Annotated in this window: 14 protein-coding genes and 3 tRNA genes; 8 read left to right on the forward strand and 9 right to left on the reverse strand. The window is 74.7% G+C overall.

Annotated features, from left to right (window positions below; genetic code table 11):
* Positions 1–288: 288 nt before the first annotated feature.
* The gene (locus tag Actkin_RS26705) at positions 289–1047 is read left to right on the forward strand and encodes a thioesterase II family protein (protein ID WP_258904685.1); all 759 of its coding nucleotides are present in this window, start codon (positions 289–291) and stop codon (positions 1045–1047) included.
* Here the strand turns inward: Actkin_RS26705 and Actkin_RS26710 are convergent.
* Together Actkin_RS26710 and Actkin_RS26715 are read right to left on the reverse strand one after the other, a co-directional pair.
* Positions 1031–1408, reverse strand: a complete 378-nt coding sequence (locus Actkin_RS26710; RefSeq protein WP_258904686.1) for a hypothetical protein — start codon at positions 1406–1408, stop codon at positions 1031–1033. The genes Actkin_RS26705 and Actkin_RS26710 overlap by 17 nt on opposite strands.
* Complete coding sequence (locus tag Actkin_RS26715) at positions 1401–1784, reverse strand: hypothetical protein (RefSeq protein ID WP_258904687.1); 384 nt, start codon at positions 1782–1784, stop codon at positions 1401–1403. Before Actkin_RS26715 ends, Actkin_RS26710 begins: the two co-directional genes overlap by 8 nt.
* A 77-nt stretch (positions 1785–1861) precedes the next feature.
* On the opposite strand from Actkin_RS26715, the gene Actkin_RS26720 reads away from it, so the two are divergent.
* From Actkin_RS26720 to Actkin_RS26730, 3 genes are all read left to right on the forward strand, one after another.
* Positions 1862–3877: a CHAT domain-containing protein gene (locus Actkin_RS26720; RefSeq protein ID WP_258904688.1), complete on the forward strand. Its 2016-nt coding sequence runs from the start codon at positions 1862–1864 to the stop codon at positions 3875–3877.
* Positions 3870–5258, forward strand: coding sequence for an esterase/lipase family protein (locus Actkin_RS26725; protein WP_258904689.1), 1389 nt, complete (start codon positions 3870–3872; stop codon positions 5256–5258). Before Actkin_RS26720 ends, Actkin_RS26725 begins: the two co-directional genes overlap by 8 nt.
* A gap of 125 nt (positions 5259–5383) precedes the next feature.
* Positions 5384–6370 carry a polyprenyl synthetase family protein gene (locus Actkin_RS26730; RefSeq protein WP_258907994.1) on the forward strand — a complete coding sequence of 329 codons (987 nt, stop codon included), beginning with the start codon at positions 5384–5386 and terminating at the stop codon, positions 6368–6370.
* Here Actkin_RS26730 and Actkin_RS26735 read toward each other — a convergent pair whose 3' ends face one another.
* Positions 6371–7033, reverse strand: a complete 663-nt coding sequence (locus Actkin_RS26735) for a YwaF family protein (RefSeq protein WP_258904690.1) — start codon at positions 7031–7033, stop codon at positions 6371–6373.
* Between the two features lie 109 nt (positions 7034–7142).
* On the opposite strand from Actkin_RS26735, the gene Actkin_RS26740 reads away from it, so the two are divergent.
* The 4 genes from Actkin_RS26740 to Actkin_RS26755 all read left to right on the forward strand — a co-directional run bounded on the left by Actkin_RS26740 (position 7143) and on the right by Actkin_RS26755 (position 8712).
* Positions 7143–8372 carry a hypothetical protein gene (locus tag Actkin_RS26740; RefSeq protein ID WP_258904691.1) on the forward strand — a complete coding sequence of 410 codons (1230 nt, stop codon included), beginning with the start codon at positions 7143–7145 and terminating at the stop codon, positions 8370–8372.
* 53 nt (positions 8373–8425) lie between these two features.
* Positions 8426–8509, forward strand: a tRNA-OTHER gene (locus tag Actkin_RS26745).
* Positions 8510–8525: 16 nt separating this feature from the next.
* Positions 8526–8609: transfer RNA gene (locus Actkin_RS26750), tRNA-OTHER, on the forward strand.
* A gap of 16 nt (positions 8610–8625) precedes the next feature.
* A tRNA-OTHER gene (locus Actkin_RS26755) sits at positions 8626–8712 on the forward strand.
* An 8-nt stretch (positions 8713–8720) separates the two neighbouring features.
* Here the strand turns inward: Actkin_RS26755 and Actkin_RS26760 are convergent.
* From Actkin_RS26760 to Actkin_RS26785, 6 genes are read right to left on the reverse strand one after another with little or no spacing between them, the layout of a single operon-like run.
* Positions 8721–10304, reverse strand: a complete 1584-nt coding sequence (locus tag Actkin_RS26760; RefSeq protein WP_258904692.1) for a class I adenylate-forming enzyme family protein — start codon at positions 10302–10304, stop codon at positions 8721–8723.
* On the reverse strand, positions 10301–11053 hold the full coding sequence (locus Actkin_RS26765) for a class I SAM-dependent methyltransferase (RefSeq protein WP_189209941.1): 753 nt from the start codon (positions 11051–11053) through the stop codon (positions 10301–10303). Before Actkin_RS26765 ends, Actkin_RS26760 begins: the two co-directional genes overlap by 4 nt.
* Entirely contained in the window at positions 11046–12362 is a 1317-nt protein-coding gene (locus Actkin_RS26770; RefSeq protein WP_258904693.1) for a protoporphyrinogen/coproporphyrinogen oxidase, read from the reverse strand. Before Actkin_RS26770 ends, Actkin_RS26765 begins: the two co-directional genes overlap by 8 nt.
* Positions 12359–13306 (reverse strand): UbiA family prenyltransferase, encoded by a 948-nt coding sequence (locus tag Actkin_RS26775; protein WP_258904696.1) that lies wholly within the window; start codon positions 13304–13306, stop codon positions 12359–12361. The genes Actkin_RS26770 and Actkin_RS26775 overlap by 4 nt, the downstream gene beginning before the upstream one ends.
* Before the next feature lie 10 nt (positions 13307–13316).
* Positions 13317–14429, reverse strand: coding sequence for a DegT/DnrJ/EryC1/StrS family aminotransferase (locus Actkin_RS26780; RefSeq protein WP_189209938.1), 1113 nt, complete (start codon positions 14427–14429; stop codon positions 13317–13319).
* Entirely contained in the window at positions 14426–15619 is a 1194-nt protein-coding gene (locus tag Actkin_RS26785; protein ID WP_258904697.1) for a DegT/DnrJ/EryC1/StrS family aminotransferase, read from the reverse strand. Before Actkin_RS26785 ends, Actkin_RS26780 begins: the two co-directional genes overlap by 4 nt.
* Positions 15620–15685 lie beyond the last annotated feature (66 nt).

Raw genomic sequence — 15685 nt, forward strand, 5'->3', positions numbered from 1 at the left:
GAGCGCCCCTCACGACCATCAGGCCGAATCGCATTCGGCCGTCCAGTGCAGCGCTCGGAGTTCATTCGATGGTCATGTTCCATTCCGACCATCGGCCGAACGCGCGCCCAGTTACACGTTGTGCCCCAAGTTGAACGATCTACTACCCAGTACCACCCATTCGGCCCAGTACGTTCCGACGATCTCGTAACCCTCCGCGCCTGCGGTTGGAACGACGCTCGCGCGTCAGCCCGCCCTGGAACGATTGGTGGCGACCGCCGTCCCCCGAGTCCCCGAGGTGATCCCCCGATGACCGCTCCCGCCGACACGACCGAGCTGTGGATCCGCCGGTTCCACCGGTCGCCGCGCGCGCGGGCCCGGCTGCTGGCGCTGCCGCACGCCGGTGGCGGCGCGAGCTACTACTTCCCGCTCTCGCGCGACCTCGCGCCGGACATCGAGGTGCTCGCCGTGCAGTACCCCGGCCGCCAGGACCGCCGCGACGAGCCCTGCGTCGAGACCGTCGAGGACCTCGCCGACCTGCTGGTCGACATCGTGGAGCCGTGGGCCGACCTCCCGCTGGCGCTCTTCGGCCACAGCATGGGCGCCTCGGTCGCCTTCGAGGTCGCCGTGCGGCTGCGCGAGTGCGGCGTCACCCCGGCCTGCCTGGTCGCCTCCGGCCGCCGCGCGCCGAGCGCGCCCCGCGACGAGCGGGTCCACCAGCGCGACGACGCGGGCCTGCTCGACGAGATCCGCACGCTCGACGGCACCCAGGGCCCGCTGCTGAGCGACCCGGAGATCGTCGCCATGGTGCTGCCCGCGATCCGCTCGGACTACCGCGCCGCGGAGACCTACCGCTTCACCCCGGGAACGCCTCGGCTGGACTGCCCGATCCACGTGCTGATCGGCGACAGCGACCCGAAGGTCTCCCGCCCCGAGGCCGACCGGTGGGCCGAGCACACGACCGCGGCCTGCACGGTCGAGGAGTTCCCCGGCGGCCACTTCTACCTGGCCGACCACCAGGCCGCCGTGAACGCGCGCATCGCCGCGCTCGTCACGCGCGCGCTCTAGCCAGCCACCAGAGCCCGAGCACCGGCAGCACTGCCGGGATGTAGCCGTAGCCCTGTCCGAAGCCCGACCACACCGTGGCGTCCGGGAACGCCGACGGCGCCAGCAGGCTCGCCGTGCCGACCGCGAGCACCCCGGCCAGCTCCACCAGGCACGCGATCACGGCGAGCCTGCGCGCGCCCTTGACCAGGGCGACGGTCGCCACCACGTAGACGGCGGCGGCGAGCGCGGAGAGCAGGTACGCCAGCGGGGCGCGGTCGAACCGGGTCGCCAGCTGCACCGCCGAGCGCGCGCACGCGGCCAGGGCGAACACCGCGTACACCGCGACCAGGAGCCTGCCCGGCCCCGAACGCAGCTCAGCCACCGGTCACCGACCAGATCTCGTTGAGCCGCACCACGACCACGGGGATCAACAGCGCGCCGACGACCACGACGGCCATGCCCCAGCGGCTGCGCTCCAGCATCGACCAGTAGACCGCCAGCGGGAGCAGCAGCAGCCCGCCCAGCAGGTACCCGCCGAAGGACACCCCGTCCACCTCGCGGTCGACGCCCGCGAGCCGGATGAAGCCGATCACGGCCTGGACGAGCAGGGCGAGTTCGATAATGAGCAGGAACACGACCAGCAGCCCGCTGGCGGGCCGGTCCAGCAGCAGGGGACGGTTGAGCACGACGAGCACGAGCGCCCACAGCGCGGCGGCCACCGCCGCCCAGGTGAGGACGGTGGACAACACGTCGATCATGCGAGGGCACCCCCGGGCTCCGAGCCGTTCGCGGCGGTGACAGCCTTGCATGGCGGCGCGAGGGGGGTGACAGGACGGTGCTGAGCGCGTGGGAGCGGGTCCGGCTCGTGGCCTGGCTCGGCGATCCCGCCGGGCTGGTGTACGCCCGCCACTTCCTCGCCGAGCGCGCCACCGCGCGCGGTCGGGCCGTGTGGCGGCTGCGCAGGCTGGCCCGCGCCTGGCTGGAGCGGGGCGCCCTGCCCACGGAGGTTCCGCCGGAACTGCTGGACTGCGCCGAGGCCGACCTGCTCTCCGCGCTGCGCGACCTGCTCTGGGACGAGCACCTCATGACCAGCGCCGCCGTCCTGCTGCACACCGCGCTGACCGAGCGGGCACCCGCTGGCCCCGGGCAGGTTGACTGGGGCGGCGTCCGGACACCGCCCGGCGGGTACGGCGCGGGCGACCACGACTGGATGGGCGACGAGTCCCCGCCGCTGGACCGCCCGTACACCAAGACCGGCGGCAGGCCCAGGTCCGACCGTGATCGGCTCGTCGACGACAAACCCAAGGGCCACGTCGGCGCCGCGCCCGCGGAGGAGGCGTGGCCGCTGCTGCGCGCGCCCGCGTCGGTGTCCGGCGGCGAGACGTTCACCCTGCGCGTCGGCCTGACCGACCGCCGCGACCCGGCGCTGCTGGGCACCGGCGCCATCCCGCTGCCGCTCGGCTCGGTGCGGCTGGAGATCGTGGTCGTCTACGACCCCGCCGCGTTCACCCCCGTCGGCTGGGCCAACCCGATCACCGTCGACTACCCGGACCAGCGCCACGTCGACCTGCGGATGACCGCCATCGACGGTCCGGACCTGCGCGCCCGCAGGCACATCGGCGCCGCGTACCACCACGGCGGCGGGCTGCGCGGCTTCGCCTCCCGGGAGATCGAGGTCGCCGCGACGCCGTCCGGGACGGTGCCGCTGTTCGACGGCCGGGTGCTCGACATCCGCCCGCTGCTCGACGCCGACCGGCCCGAGCTGGTGGTCGTCGTGGAGCGCGGCGAGGACGTGCGCGGGCAGACCCTGCTGTGGTCGGTGCGCTCGCCGCTGCCCGGGGTGGCCCCGGACGCGGGCCCGTTCCGCTGCGACCTCGGCGACGACCCGGCGGCCTTCGCCCGCGCCCTGCGCATCGACATCGGCGGCTACGGCGACGACGCGCGGGGCGCGGCGCTGCGGCTGATCGGCGTCGGCAGGCGCATCGGCGAGCTGATCCCGGAGCCCGTCGCCGACGCGGTCCGCGCGGTGCGCCGACGGGTCGGGGTGCCGACCGTGCTGCTGCTGAGCACCGAACCGTACGTGCCGTGGGAGTTGGCGGTGATCGACGGCGCGGAGGACGGCTCGCCGTTCCTCGGCGCGACGGCAGCGGTCGGCCGCTGGGTGCTGGCCAGGGGCAGGCCCGCGCCGACCCCGCCGGTCCGGGTCCGAGCGGGCTCGCACGCGGTGGTCACCGCCCGGTACGAGGGCGTGCCCGGCTGGGCGCGGCTGCCGCACGCCGAGGCCGAGGCTGCCCGCCTGGCCGAGCGCTACCCGCCGTGCGAGGAGATCGGCCCGCTGCACTCGGCGGTGCTGGACGCGCTGGACGCGGGCCCGCGCGCCGACGTGCTGCACTTCGCCCTGCACGGCCGCTACGACCCGGAGTCCGTCCAGGAGGGACTGGTGCTGCTGGCCGAGTCCGGCGGGCGGACCCGGCACCGGTTCCTGCACCCGGACCAGGTGGCCGCGCTGGACTTCACCGGCAGGCCGTTCGTGTTCCTCAACGCCTGCCAGGTCGGCGCGGGCGGCGAGGTGCTCGGCGACTACTCCGGGCTGGCGCGGGCGTTCCTGGCCGCCGGGGCCGCGGGCGTCGTCGCGCCGCTGTGGAACGTCCACGACGAGTCGGCGTCGGCCGCGGCGGACGAGTTCTACCGGCTGGCCTACTCCGGCGTGCCGCCCGCGGAGGTCCTGCGCCGCTGGCGCTCGCGGGTCTCCCGGCACACCAGGGACGGCAGGCCCGCGACCGCGCTGGCCTACCAGTTCTTCGGCCACCCCCGGCTGGCGATGGAGCGAACGGAGAGCACGCATGGCTGAGCGGCTGCGACCCGATGGCGCGCCCGTGCGCGTCGGCGACGTCGTGGTGACGGCGCCGGGCATGACCGGCGAGGTCGCGGTGCACCCGCCGGGGTCGCCCGGCCTGCGCGGCCACGACCGGCCGCTGCTGGCCGAGGCCCTGGACCGCGCCGACTACGACACCCAGCTGACCGTCGAGGTCACCACGCCGAACTCCGGCGAGCTGGTCGTGGAGGTGCCCGGCCCGGGCACCGGCCTCGGCCAGCTGGTGCTCGCCGCCGACGAGGACGGCGTGCTGCGCTGGCACCTGCCCGAGGCGGCGGAGGAGGCGACCGACCGCGGCGAGGACCGCAGGACGTACACGATCCCCGTCACGGCGGCGCCGCCGTCGGAGCCCGGGGAGCGCGGCCTGCTCGGCGCGGTCGGCTCGAAGCTGCTCAAGGTGCTGGTGTTCCCGCTCATCGACCCGGTGCTCGGGCGCGTGGGCGACTTCTTCGTGCGGCGGTGGGAGGAGCGCAACCGGCCCGAGGGGCTGGTCGGCGTCACCGCGGGCGTGCCCGACTGGTCGGCGTTGGCCGAGGGCCCGGCGCTGTTGTTCCTGCACGGCACGGGAAGCACGACCCGCACCGGGTTCGCCGGGCTGCCGACGTCCCTGCTCGGCGACCTCCACACCCGCTACGGCGGGCGCGTGGTCGCCTACGACCACCACACGCTGTCGGTGGACCCGCTGGCCAACGCCCGCGCGCTGGTGTCGATGGTGCCCCCGGCCGCGGGGCTGCGGCTGGACGTGGTCGCGCACTCCCGCGGCGGCCTGGTCGGCCGGGCGCTGTGCGAGCTGGGCGGCGAGCTCGGCCTGACCCCCGACCGCTTCGCCGTGCGCACGCTGGTGATGGTCGGCACGCCCAACGCGGGCACCGCGCTGGCCGACCCCGAGCACCTGGCGTCCTGGATGGACCGGCTGACGAACTGGCTGCAGCTGGTGCCGGACAACGGCGTCACCGATCTGATCGACATGGTGCTGACCGTCCTCAAGCAACTCGCCGTCGGCGCGTTCCGCGGCCTGGACGGCCTCATGTCGATGAACCCGTCCGGGGAGTTCCTGGCCAAGCTCAACGCGTGCGGCCCGGTCACCGCGACCTACCACGGCATCACCGCGGACTACGAGCCGCCGCCCGGGTCGCCGATGGCGCGCGGGCTGCGCGACGGGCTGATGGACGCGGTCTTCGGCGCCGCGCCCAACGACCTGGTGGTCCCGACCGAGGGCGTGCACTCGGCCAACGGCGCCGCCGCGTTCCCGCTCGCCGAGCCCGAGGTGTTCGAGAGCGCGCACGGCGTCGACCACATGACGTACTGGTCGCATCCGCGCGTGCACACCGCGCTGGACCGCTGGCTCCCGGGCTGACCACCGGTTCGGGTGGTTGCCCCGCGCTCACCGCACCGCGCGGGCGGCCCGGTGTTAGCGTCATCGCCGATCAGCCACGCTTGCAGTCCACAGTAGACATTGTGGGCCGGGACCTGGGGGACGCGGTGTCCGTACTCGATCTTGTCTGCGGCCACCGGGGCGCCCCCGACCTGCTGGCGCACGCGCGGGCGGTCATCGATCCCGGGCTGCGCGCCGCGGTGGACGCGCTGCCGTCGTCCACGCGTCACGTCGCCGGGTACCACCTGGGCTGGTGGGACGAGCACGGGCAGCCGAGGACCGCCGACGGCGGCAAGGGCGTGCGGCCCGCGCTCACCCTGGCCGCCGCGGCCGCGGTCGGCGCGGACGCCGTGCCCGCCGCGGTCGCCATCGAGCTGGCGCACAACTACACCCGGCTGCACGACGACATCGTCGACGGCGACCGCGCCCGGCGCGGCAGGCCCGCCGCGTGGGCGGTGTTCGGCCGCGGCGCGGCGATGCTGGCGGGCGACGCCCTGCTGGCGCTGGCCTACGACGTCATCGCCCCGGACGCCGCCGCCGTCCGGCTGCTGACCGCGGCGGTGACGGCCTGCCAGGACGGCCAGGCCGCCGACCTGTCCTTCGAGCGCCGGACCGACGTCACGCTGGCCGAGGGGCTGCGCACCGCGGAGCGCAAGACGGGCGCTCTGATCACGGCCGCGGTCGTGCTCGGCGCGCCCGGGCTGCGCCGCTTCGGCGAGCGGCTGGGGCTGGCCTACCAGCTCGTCGACGACGTGCTGGGCATCTGGGGCGACCCGGACGTGACCGGCAAGCCGGTGTACGCCGACCTGGACCGGCGCAAGAAGACCCTGCCCGTCCTGGCCGCCCTGGCCTCGGGCACCCCGGCGGGCCGCGAGCTGGCCGCGCTGTACCACGCGCCGCGCGCGCTCTCCGCCGCCGACGTGGTGCGCGCCGCCGAGCTGGTGGAGCGGGCGGGCGGCCGGGCGCACTGCCTGCGCCAGGCCGACGACCTGCTGGCAGCCGCCTTGGAGGACCTGCGCCGGGCCGACCTGCCGCCGCGCGGGTACGCCGAGCTGGCCGGGCTGGCGCACCACCTGGTGCACCGGGACCGCTGATCAGCGCCGCCGCGTCCACGGCCAGGTCATCAGCGCCCAGACGCCCAGGACCAGCGCGGTCTCCGGAATGAGGTACCACGGCCACGGGCCGAGCAGGTCGAGCAGCGAGTCGACCTCGGGCTTGCGGCTGAGGAAGCCGTAGTTGCCGCCGGTCGCCGCGTTGGCCGTCAGCGCGACGGCCGCCCAGGCGAGGCTCACCGCGACCGCCGTGCGGTAGTCGCGCCACGTGGGACGCATGCCCAGGCCCCAGGTCTGGTAGACCGCCACCCACACCACGAGCAGGTGCAGGCCCCAGAACACCAGGAACTCCGCGCTCGGGAAGTCGGGCCCGCGCAGGGCGGGCGAGACCAGCGCCTGCGTGCTCAGCACGAGACCCCAGTAGTAGGTCAGCGCGAACGCCCACTGCGCCCGCGACCACAGCGCGCAGATCGCCGAGACCGTCACCAGGTCCGACAGCTGCAGCGGCAGCGTGTGCGCGGGGTCGAACCGGCCGGGGACGTTCAGGTAGACCACCATGGCCACGAACAGGGCCGCCGTGCCGACCGCCGCCGCCCGCTCGGCGACCCGCGACGGGCGGCTGCGCCCGGCGAGCACCAGGGCGGCCGCCCCCGCGACGAAGAGGGCGATGACCACCCCGTGCGACGCGCCGTAGGCGGTGAACACACCTGCGACGGTAGTCGCCGAACTCAGCCCCGCTGACTGCCCCGTCGGGCATCGACCGGCCCGCGCGGGCGCGGACACGATGGCGGCAAGTCTGCGAAGGGATGACGCGATGGCATCGGTGACAGTGCACCAGGTCGGGGCGGGGCGCGCGGACGGCACGTCCGGCGTGCTGGACGAGCACACCGAGGTGCAGGTGTTCGCCCAGATCAGCAACGACGACGGCGAGCCGATCACGGTCGGTGTCAACTTCTCCGTCGCCAACCGCACCGAGGCCGTGGGCCTCAGCGTCGGCGCCGGGGAGAAGCAGTGGGCGCAGTTCGTCGTGGGCGCGCTGCCCGCGGGGACGCACCCGCTGGACGTGATGGTGTACGCCGAGGTGGACGGGATGTCCCAGGTGCTCGGCCAGGAGCGCGCCGAGTTCACCGTGAACGGCGCGGGCGCGGCGGGCGGGTACGTCCAGCCGCCGGAGCTGGAGATCACCGTCTTCGAGTTCGAGGCGGGCGCGGTCGAGGGCATGACGCCCCCGCGCGGCGAGGCGTTCGACACCGCGGGCGGCGTGCTGGAGGTCCAGGTGCGCAACCTCGGCCTGGAGCAGTCCGGCCGGGCGACGCTGACGATGGTGCTGGGGTCGGAGTTCGCCAACCACGAGATCGACCTGGCGGCCAGCGAGGAGGTGCGGTTCACCCTGCCCGCCGACACGCTGGAGCGCGGCCGGGTCCAGGCGTACGCGTACATCACGATGGAGATCAACAACTCCTCGCAGAGCCTGGACCAGAAGGAGATGACCATCGAGGTGCAGGAGGGCCCGGTCCGCGACGACCCCGAGCTGGGCACCGTCACCGTCGACTTCAGCCTCGCCATGCACACCACGGACGAGCGCGGCGCCAGCTACCTCGAGCACAGCTACGACCCGACGGTCAAGTTCATCGGCGACGACGGCAAGAAGTCCGAGCCGGACGAGACCGCTCACTGCGACACCCGGTACGGCCCGTTCACCTGCGACGGCATCGTCGTCCCCCGCTCCGGCCGGGTGCTGGTCGAGGCGGTCAACGACGACGGCGACCGCCTGACCGGCGACTGCTACTACAACCTCGGCGACAAGCGGGTCCTGGCCGTCAACGCGGTCCAGATGGTCCAGGAGATCGAGATGTCGGCGAGCAGCACCCAGGAGCTCACCGAGCAGGTGGAGACCGAGGTCCGCGCCAAGGTCTCCTACGCCTTCGTCGAGGCGGAGGGCGGCCGCACCTGGACCCGCGCCGACAGCGAGAGCTTCGGCGAGGAGGTCACCGGGAAGGTCCTGTACCCGCTGGACACGCTGCGGCTGGAGGTCATGGATTAGTCAGGGGTCCGTCAGGTCTTGTCGGCATAGTTGGTTCCAGCAAGGCAAGACCAGGAGAGGTGCCCGGAGCGGCTTATCGGGTTCCTGTTCACAGGAAGGGCCACAGGCCCGCGCAGGTTCGAATCCTGCCCTCTCCGCGCAACACCCCCACCAGGAGAGGTGCCCGGAGCGGCTCAACGGGTTCCTGCTCGCAGGAAGGGCCACAGGCCCGCGCAGGTTCGAATCCTGCCCTCTCCGCGCAACACCCCCACCAGGAGAGGTGCCCGGAGCGGCTCAACGGGTTCCTGCTCGCAGGAAGGGCCACAGGCCCGCGCAGGTTCGAATCCTGCCCTCTCCGCCACCGGCCGGTCAGGTCCAGTGGCCCGTGCCGAAGGTCGCCGGGCCCCGGTGCAGCAGGGCGCGCAGTTCCATGCGCCGCACCTTGCCCGTTCCCGTCCGCGGCACGCGGTCCCAGGTGAAGACCACCGGGTCGGCCAGCGCGGGCAGGTCGCGGACCGCGGCGGTCCACTCGGCGGGGTCCAGGGCGCCGGTCGTCGTCACCACCACCGGGACCGGCAGCTGGCCCGGCGTCCCCAGCACCACGCACTCCACCACCGACGGCACGCGGTCCTCGATCACGTCCTCCAGCTCCACGCAGCTCTGCCCCGGGATCACGTCGACCTCCCGGTCCAGCAGCAGGTACGACCCCGTCCGCGTGCGCACGCCCACGTCGCCGGAGTTCCACCACCCGCCCGAGAGCTTGGCCGTGTAGCGCTCCGACTCGCCCACGTAGTCCACGCACCGCGCCGAGGTGCGCACCAGCACCAGACCCGGGCGACCGGCGGGCACCTCCTGGAACGTCCGGGGGTCCACCACCTTCAGCCGCGTCCGTCCCGGCACCGGACGCCCCAGGTTGCGCGTCGTCGGATGGCGGTCGGCCCGCGAAGCCACCGAGCGCCGGGTCAGGAACCGGAACGTCATCGGCCCCGTCTCCGTCTGCCCCCACACCTGGACCCACAGCGGATGACGCCGCCGCGACGCCCCCAGGAACGCCCGGACCGTCGGCGGGTGCATCGCGTCGAACGTGCTCACGTACAGCCGCACATCCTCGAACGGGTTGCCCGGCACCCGCGTCAGCCCCTGCCACCGCACGTACACCGACGGCAGCGCCTCCACAGTGGTCGGACGGTGGGTGAACAGCGCCTCCGGCGACCCCGACCCGATCACCACCACCTTCTCCGGCGCCAGCCACAGCACGCTCATCGTCCACGGCACCGCGCGCCCGTGGCAGTACGCGATCGCCGAGGCGACCGTGTCGCAGGACCGGCTCGACAGCACCGGCACCCGCTGCGCCTCGCGCGCGGCCAGCTGGTGGATCAGCGTCTCCGCGGTGTGCAGCACCAGCTTCGGCGTGCCCGTCGTCCCCGACGTGTGGTTGATGATCAGCGGCGCGTCCGGGGCCCGGCGGACGAAACCCGGCGGACGCGTCCCGCGCAGCGCGGCCAGGTCGATCGCGCCCGGGTAGCGCCCGTCCAGCACCAGCGTCCGCCTGCCGAACCCCATCAGGTCGGTCTCGTCGTCGCGCGCGTTGTCCAGCACGCCGGTCGAGGTCACCAGCAGCGCCGGGTCCAGCCGCTTGAGCAGCACCTGCAGCGTCTGCGGTGGCAGGTGGTCCGACAGCAGCGCGGGCACCGCGCCCAGCCGGGCCGCGGCGGCGGCCAGCAGCACGTAGTCCCAGTGGTTCTCCTTGACCACCGCCACCCGGTCGCCGGGCCCGACGCCCGCGGCGTGCAGCCAGCCCGCCGCGTTGCGCACCAGGCCCGCCAGGTCCGCCATGGTGTACGTCGTGCCGAAGTCCGGCGCGATGTCCAGCGGCCGGTCCAGCTCGGCGACCGTGCGCACCCCCCGGTCGACCAGGTCCTCGAACAGCGTGCCCAGGTCCGACGGCTTCACGGCTCCACCTTCCGCCCGATGACGGTCACCATCACCTGCGACAGCCACGTGTGCCGCGGGTCGAGCAGGTCGGCCACCGCGCGGTCGACGTCGCCGGGCTCCACCCCGGTCAGCCGGGGGCGCAGGTGCTCCAGCCACAGCGCGAACCACCGCCCGCCCGCCGAGCCGCCCCGGACGACCTCGGCGCGGGCGTCGGCGCGCACGTCGGCCAGCCCGGCCGCCTCGGCCAGCTCGACGTCGAGCAGCCCGCACCTCGGGTGGTACCCCGACGCCCGCATCACCGCGTACGCGGCCCGCTTGACCTCGTCGTGGAACGGGCCGTCGGCATGGCTGAACAGCGCGGCCGTGTCGGTGTCCTCCAGCACGAGGTGGCCGCCGGGCCGCAGGGCGTCCGCCATCCGCCGCACCGCGTCCAGCCGGTTCGCCAGGTGCTGCACCAGCAGCCGCGCGTGCACCACGTCGTACCCGCCCCCGGGAAGCCCGTCGCGGATGTCCGCCGCCACGACCCTCCCGCCGGGCACGTCCAAATGCGACACGTCGCGGTCGACGGCGGTGACCTCGGCGCCGCGCGCGACCATCCAGCGGGCCACCGACCCGTGCCCGGCGCCCACCTCAAGGCAGCGGGCGCCCGGTCCGACCAGCGGCGCCAGCCGGGCGACCGTGCCCGGGTCCCACAGCGCCTCGCCCAGCGCCAGGCGCTCGGCCTCGCGGTCGAACCCGGTGTCGAAGCAGTACGCGGTCTCAGCCACCGCTCACCGCCAGGGTCGGCCTGCGGTCCAGCACGCGCGCGGCCACCAGCTCCGCGGAGCGGACCGCGCCCTCGCTGGACGGGCGCAGCGCGTACCAGTCGCCCGCGTACTCCACCGGGGACGGCGGCCGCCGCACGAAGTCCGGGCGCGCGGCCAGCGCGGCCGGGGTCGGCATCGGCAGCCCGTGCCGGAACTGCGAGACGACCGTGTCCCGGCAGCGCAGCCCGGGCAGGTACCGGTCGGCCTCCGCGGTCAGCACCTCGACCGCCCGCTCCGGCGGCCCGGCGGCCAGCTCGGCGGCCGCCCCCGGCCCGGCGACCAGCGTCACCAGGCCGCGGCCGGGCGGCACCCGGTCGGGATGCCTGCGCTCGTCGACCACCAGCCCGGCGAACATCGGGTTCTCCACCGGCGGCACGAACAGCCCGAACGTGCCCTCGACCGGCAGGACGGGGGTGTCGAGCAGGCAGGCGACCTTCACCATCGGCCGGTACGGGACCGCGCGCACGTAGGCGGGCACTGCCGGGTCCAGCGCGGCGGCGACCGGCGCGGGCACCGCCAGCACCACCTGCCGGGCGGTGACGTCGGCGTCGCCGATCCGCAGCCGGGCCCCGCCCGACAGCGCGGCCACCGACTCCACCGGCGTCCCCACCGTCACGTCGAGCCGTTCGGCCAGCAGGCGGGCGGGGGTGTCCATGCCGCCGCGGTAGGTGCGGAACGTGCTGGTCGGCCCGACGGCGTTCAGGTGCGCCAGCAGCGGGCCCGCGCACGCCAGCGTGGTGTCCCAGCCGTAGAACCCGGACGCGATCGGGGCGAACAGGTAGTCGTGCAGGTCGCGGGGGTGGCGGCGGAGCAGGTCCGCGACGGTCTGCGCGCGCAGCGGCGTCGCCTCCGGGTGGTCGGGGTCGAACCGCCTGCCGCGCAGCCGCAGCCCGGTCAGCAGCCTGCCCAGCGCGACCCGCGCGCCCACCGACAGCCCGGCCCCGGTGCGCAGGCCCCTCGGGTCGCCGACGTCCGGGTGCGCCCGGCCCTCCCGCCACATCGCGAGGCCCGCGCCGATCAGCGGCGCGTCCACATCGGACATCCCCAGCTCGCCGAGCAGCCGCCAGGTCGCCGGATAGCCGTGCGTGCCGATCATCTCCGCCCCGGTGTCCACCGTGTACCCGTCGCGGCGCAGGGTGCACATCCGCCCGCCCACGTGCTCGGCGGACTCGAAGACGCGCACCTCGCGGCCCGCGCGGCGCAGCCGGTGGGCGACGGTCAGCCCGGCGATGCCCGCGCCGACGACGGCGACGTCGAGGTCGGGGCTCACGACCAGCCGCCCAGCGCGGGCGTGAACAGGTTGACCACGATGAGCAGCGCGACGGTCGTGCGGTGCGCGTGCAGCCCGATCAGCCGCGCGCCCAGCACGTCGCCGAGGCCCAGACCGCGGTGCAGCTGCGCCACCCGCAGCCCCATCGCGGGCAGCATGGCCGGGGCGAACCACCACGGCGCCGCGCCCAGCCCGGACGACAGCACGATCAGCGCGATCTCGCCCACCGACAGCGCGGCGATGAACGCGATGTTGCCCCGCGTGCTCAGCAGCACCGCGGCGGTGGGCCTGCCCACCCGCGCGTCGCCCACCGCGTCGCGGGTGTTGGAGTACACCCCGAACAGCAGCGGGCCGAGTCCGAAGAGGATGGCCTGCACCAGGGTGAACGCGCTCATCTCCCCGGTGCACAGGCCGACGGCGGCGAGCACGAGCCCGATGCCGAACCCGGCGAGGAACACCTCCTGCCAGCCCCGGTAGCTGATCTTGAGCCCCCACGAGTACTGCACGGCGGAGATCAGGCACGCCGCGAGGAGCAGCAGCACCCACAGCGGCCGGAACGGCGCGAACGCCGCCGTCCACGTCCACACCAGCGTGCCGAACAGCGTGGCGCACCAGCCGAACACGATGGCCTCGCGCTCGGTCAGCTCGCCGGTCAGCAGGGGCTTGCGGGCCAGCCGCCGCGCGGGCGCGTCGGGCCCGTAGTTGGCCGCGTCGCTGCCGTCGCGGAAGCCGGTGACGTCGTCGAAGGCGACCGCGCCCGCGACCACGCCGACCGTGCCGAGCAGGAACAGCCCGAGCGTGACCAGCACGTCGGTCGAGCCCCACGCGGGCGGCCCACACAGGGCCCAGGCCAGGGGCACGGCCAGGTAGTAGTCCCAGACGTCGAGCTTGGCCAGCCGGGCGAACGCGCCGAGCCGGGTGGGCGCGGGGACCGCGATGCTCATGGCGCCCTCCTCAGAACGCGCAGACGCTGTCGGCGATGTGCTCGACCTGGGCGTCTGTCAGATGCGGGTAGATGGGCAGCGCGAGCATGCGGGCGCCCGCGAGCTCGGCGTGCGGCCAGAACCGCCTGCTGCGCGCGTACTGGGCGAACGCGGGCTGCGCGGGCAGCGGCGTCGGGTAGTAGACGTGCGTGCCGACGCCCCGGTGCGCCAGGTGCCGCCGCAGGTCCTCGCGGCGCTCGGCGAGCAGGCAGTACACGTAGTAGCAGCGGCCGTCGCGCCCGGGGGGCGGGGCCTGGATGCCGCGGTCGGCGAGGTCGGCGAAGCGCTCGGTGTAGTACTCGGCGATCCGCGCCCGCCGCTCCAGCCGCTCGGCCAGGCCGGACAGCCGGTGCAGCTGGTAGTCGGCGATGATCTCGTCGAAGCGGCTGTTGTAGCCGATCGCGTGGTGCACGAACCGGGTGCGGCCGTCCTGGCCGTGGTTGCGCAGCATGCGCACCAGCTGGCCGAGCGCGGCGTCGTCGGTGACGACCGCGCCGCCCTCGCCGATCGTGCCGAACGTCTTGACCTGGACGAAGGAATACACGCCCGCGTCGCCCCACCGGCCCGCGGGCAGCCCGCCGAGCACGCCGCCCTGGGCGACCGCGGAGTCCTCGACCAGCCGCACCCCGTGCCGCTCGGCCAGCGCGGACAGCGTCGGCATGTCGGCCATCACCGAGAACATGTGCGCGGGCATGATCGCCGCGGTCTGCTCGGTGATCGCCGTCTCGACCTCGTAGGGCTCGACGACCATCGTCCACGGGTGGACGTCGGCGAACACCGGCGTCGCGCCGACGTTGACCACGGAGGCGGCCAGCGGCGCGCAGCCCAGCGCGGGCACCACGACCTCGTCGCCGGGGCCGATGTCCATCGCGCGCAGCACCAGCATCAGCGCGCCGGTGCCGCTGCCGCAGGCGATCACGTCGGCCGCCCCGGTGTGCTCGCGCAGCGCGGCCTCGAAGGCGGCGGTGCGCTCGCCGAGGATGAACCGCTGCGCCGGGTCGGTGCCGATCCGGCGCACGGTCTCCAGCAGCAGGTCGCGGTCGTGGTCGAACAGGTCAGGAGGGAAGAACGGCAGCGTGGTCATAGGTCCGCCCGTCCCGCGTAGAAGCCGCCGATGAGGTCGCAGACGCGGTCGACGGCGGTGTCGGGCAGGTCCGGGTACAGCGGGAGGGCGAGCGTGTGCGCGCAGGCCGCCTCGGCGACCGGGAACTGGCCGGGGCGGTAGCCCAGTTCGGCGAAGCACGGCTGCAGGTGCAGCGGCACGGGGTAGTAGGTCTCGGTGCCGACGCCGTGGGCCGCCAGGTGCGCGGCCAGCTCGTCGCGGCGCTCGACCTCCACCAGGTAGACGTAGAACACCGGGTCGGTGGGCACGTCGCGCGCGACGACGGTGGGCGTCCGCAGCACGCCGGGGCGCTCGGCCAGGCGCTCGGTGTAGGCGCGGGCCAGCTCGGCGCGGCGGGCGATGTCCGCGTCGAGCCGGGTCAGCTTGGCCAGCAGGATCGCGGCCTGGAAGTCGTCCATCTTGCTGTTGATCCCCGGCAGCACCGTCTCGTTGGCGATGCCCGGGAAGTGCGCGAGCGTGCGGCCGAACCGGCCGTGGTGGCGCAGCGCGGCCGCGGCGTCGGCGACCCGGTCGTCGTCGGTGACCACCGCGCCCGCGTCGCCGAGGGCGCCGAGGGTCTTGGTGGGGAAGAACGACAGCACCCCGCCGCTGCCCAGCAGGCCCGCGTGGCGGCCGTCCCAGCGCATGCCGACGGCCTCGGCGCTGTCCTCGACCAGGCTCAGCGCGAACCGGTCGGCGACCGCGCTCAGCGCGCCGAGGTCGGCGAGCTGGTGGAACAGGTGCACGGGCATGAGCGCGCGCGTGTGGTCGGTGACCGCGTCGGCGGCCGCGGCCGGGTCGATCGCGTAGTCGTCCGGGCCGATGTCGGCGAAGGCCGGCCTGCCCCCGGCCAGCACGACCGAGGACGCGGTGGCGATGAAGCTGAACGCCGGGACGATCACCTCGTCGCCGGGCTCCAGCCCGATCGCGCGCAGCAGCAGCACCAGCGCGTCGGTGCCGGAGTTGACGCCCACGACGTGCGCCGCGCCGATGTGCTCGGCCAGCACGCGCTCGAACCGCTCGACCATGTGGCCGTGGGAGTACTTGCCGCGGGCGACGACCTCGGCCAGGTTCGCCTCGGCCAGCGGCCACACCGCGTCGAGGGTGGCGGCCTGGGTGAAGAACGGTACCGGCACGGCTGGCGCGCGGGTGAGCGCGGCGGCGTGCTCCATGCGTGTCCTTTCCGGACTGATCGGGGGGACGGGCGGACGCCGGTCCGCCACCCCACGCTAGCCAGG

Origin of the sequence: Actinokineospora sp. UTMC 2448 (assembly GCF_024760565.1) — a bacterium.
Lineage (GTDB): Bacteria > Actinomycetota > Actinomycetes > Mycobacteriales > Pseudonocardiaceae > Actinokineospora > Actinokineospora fastidiosa.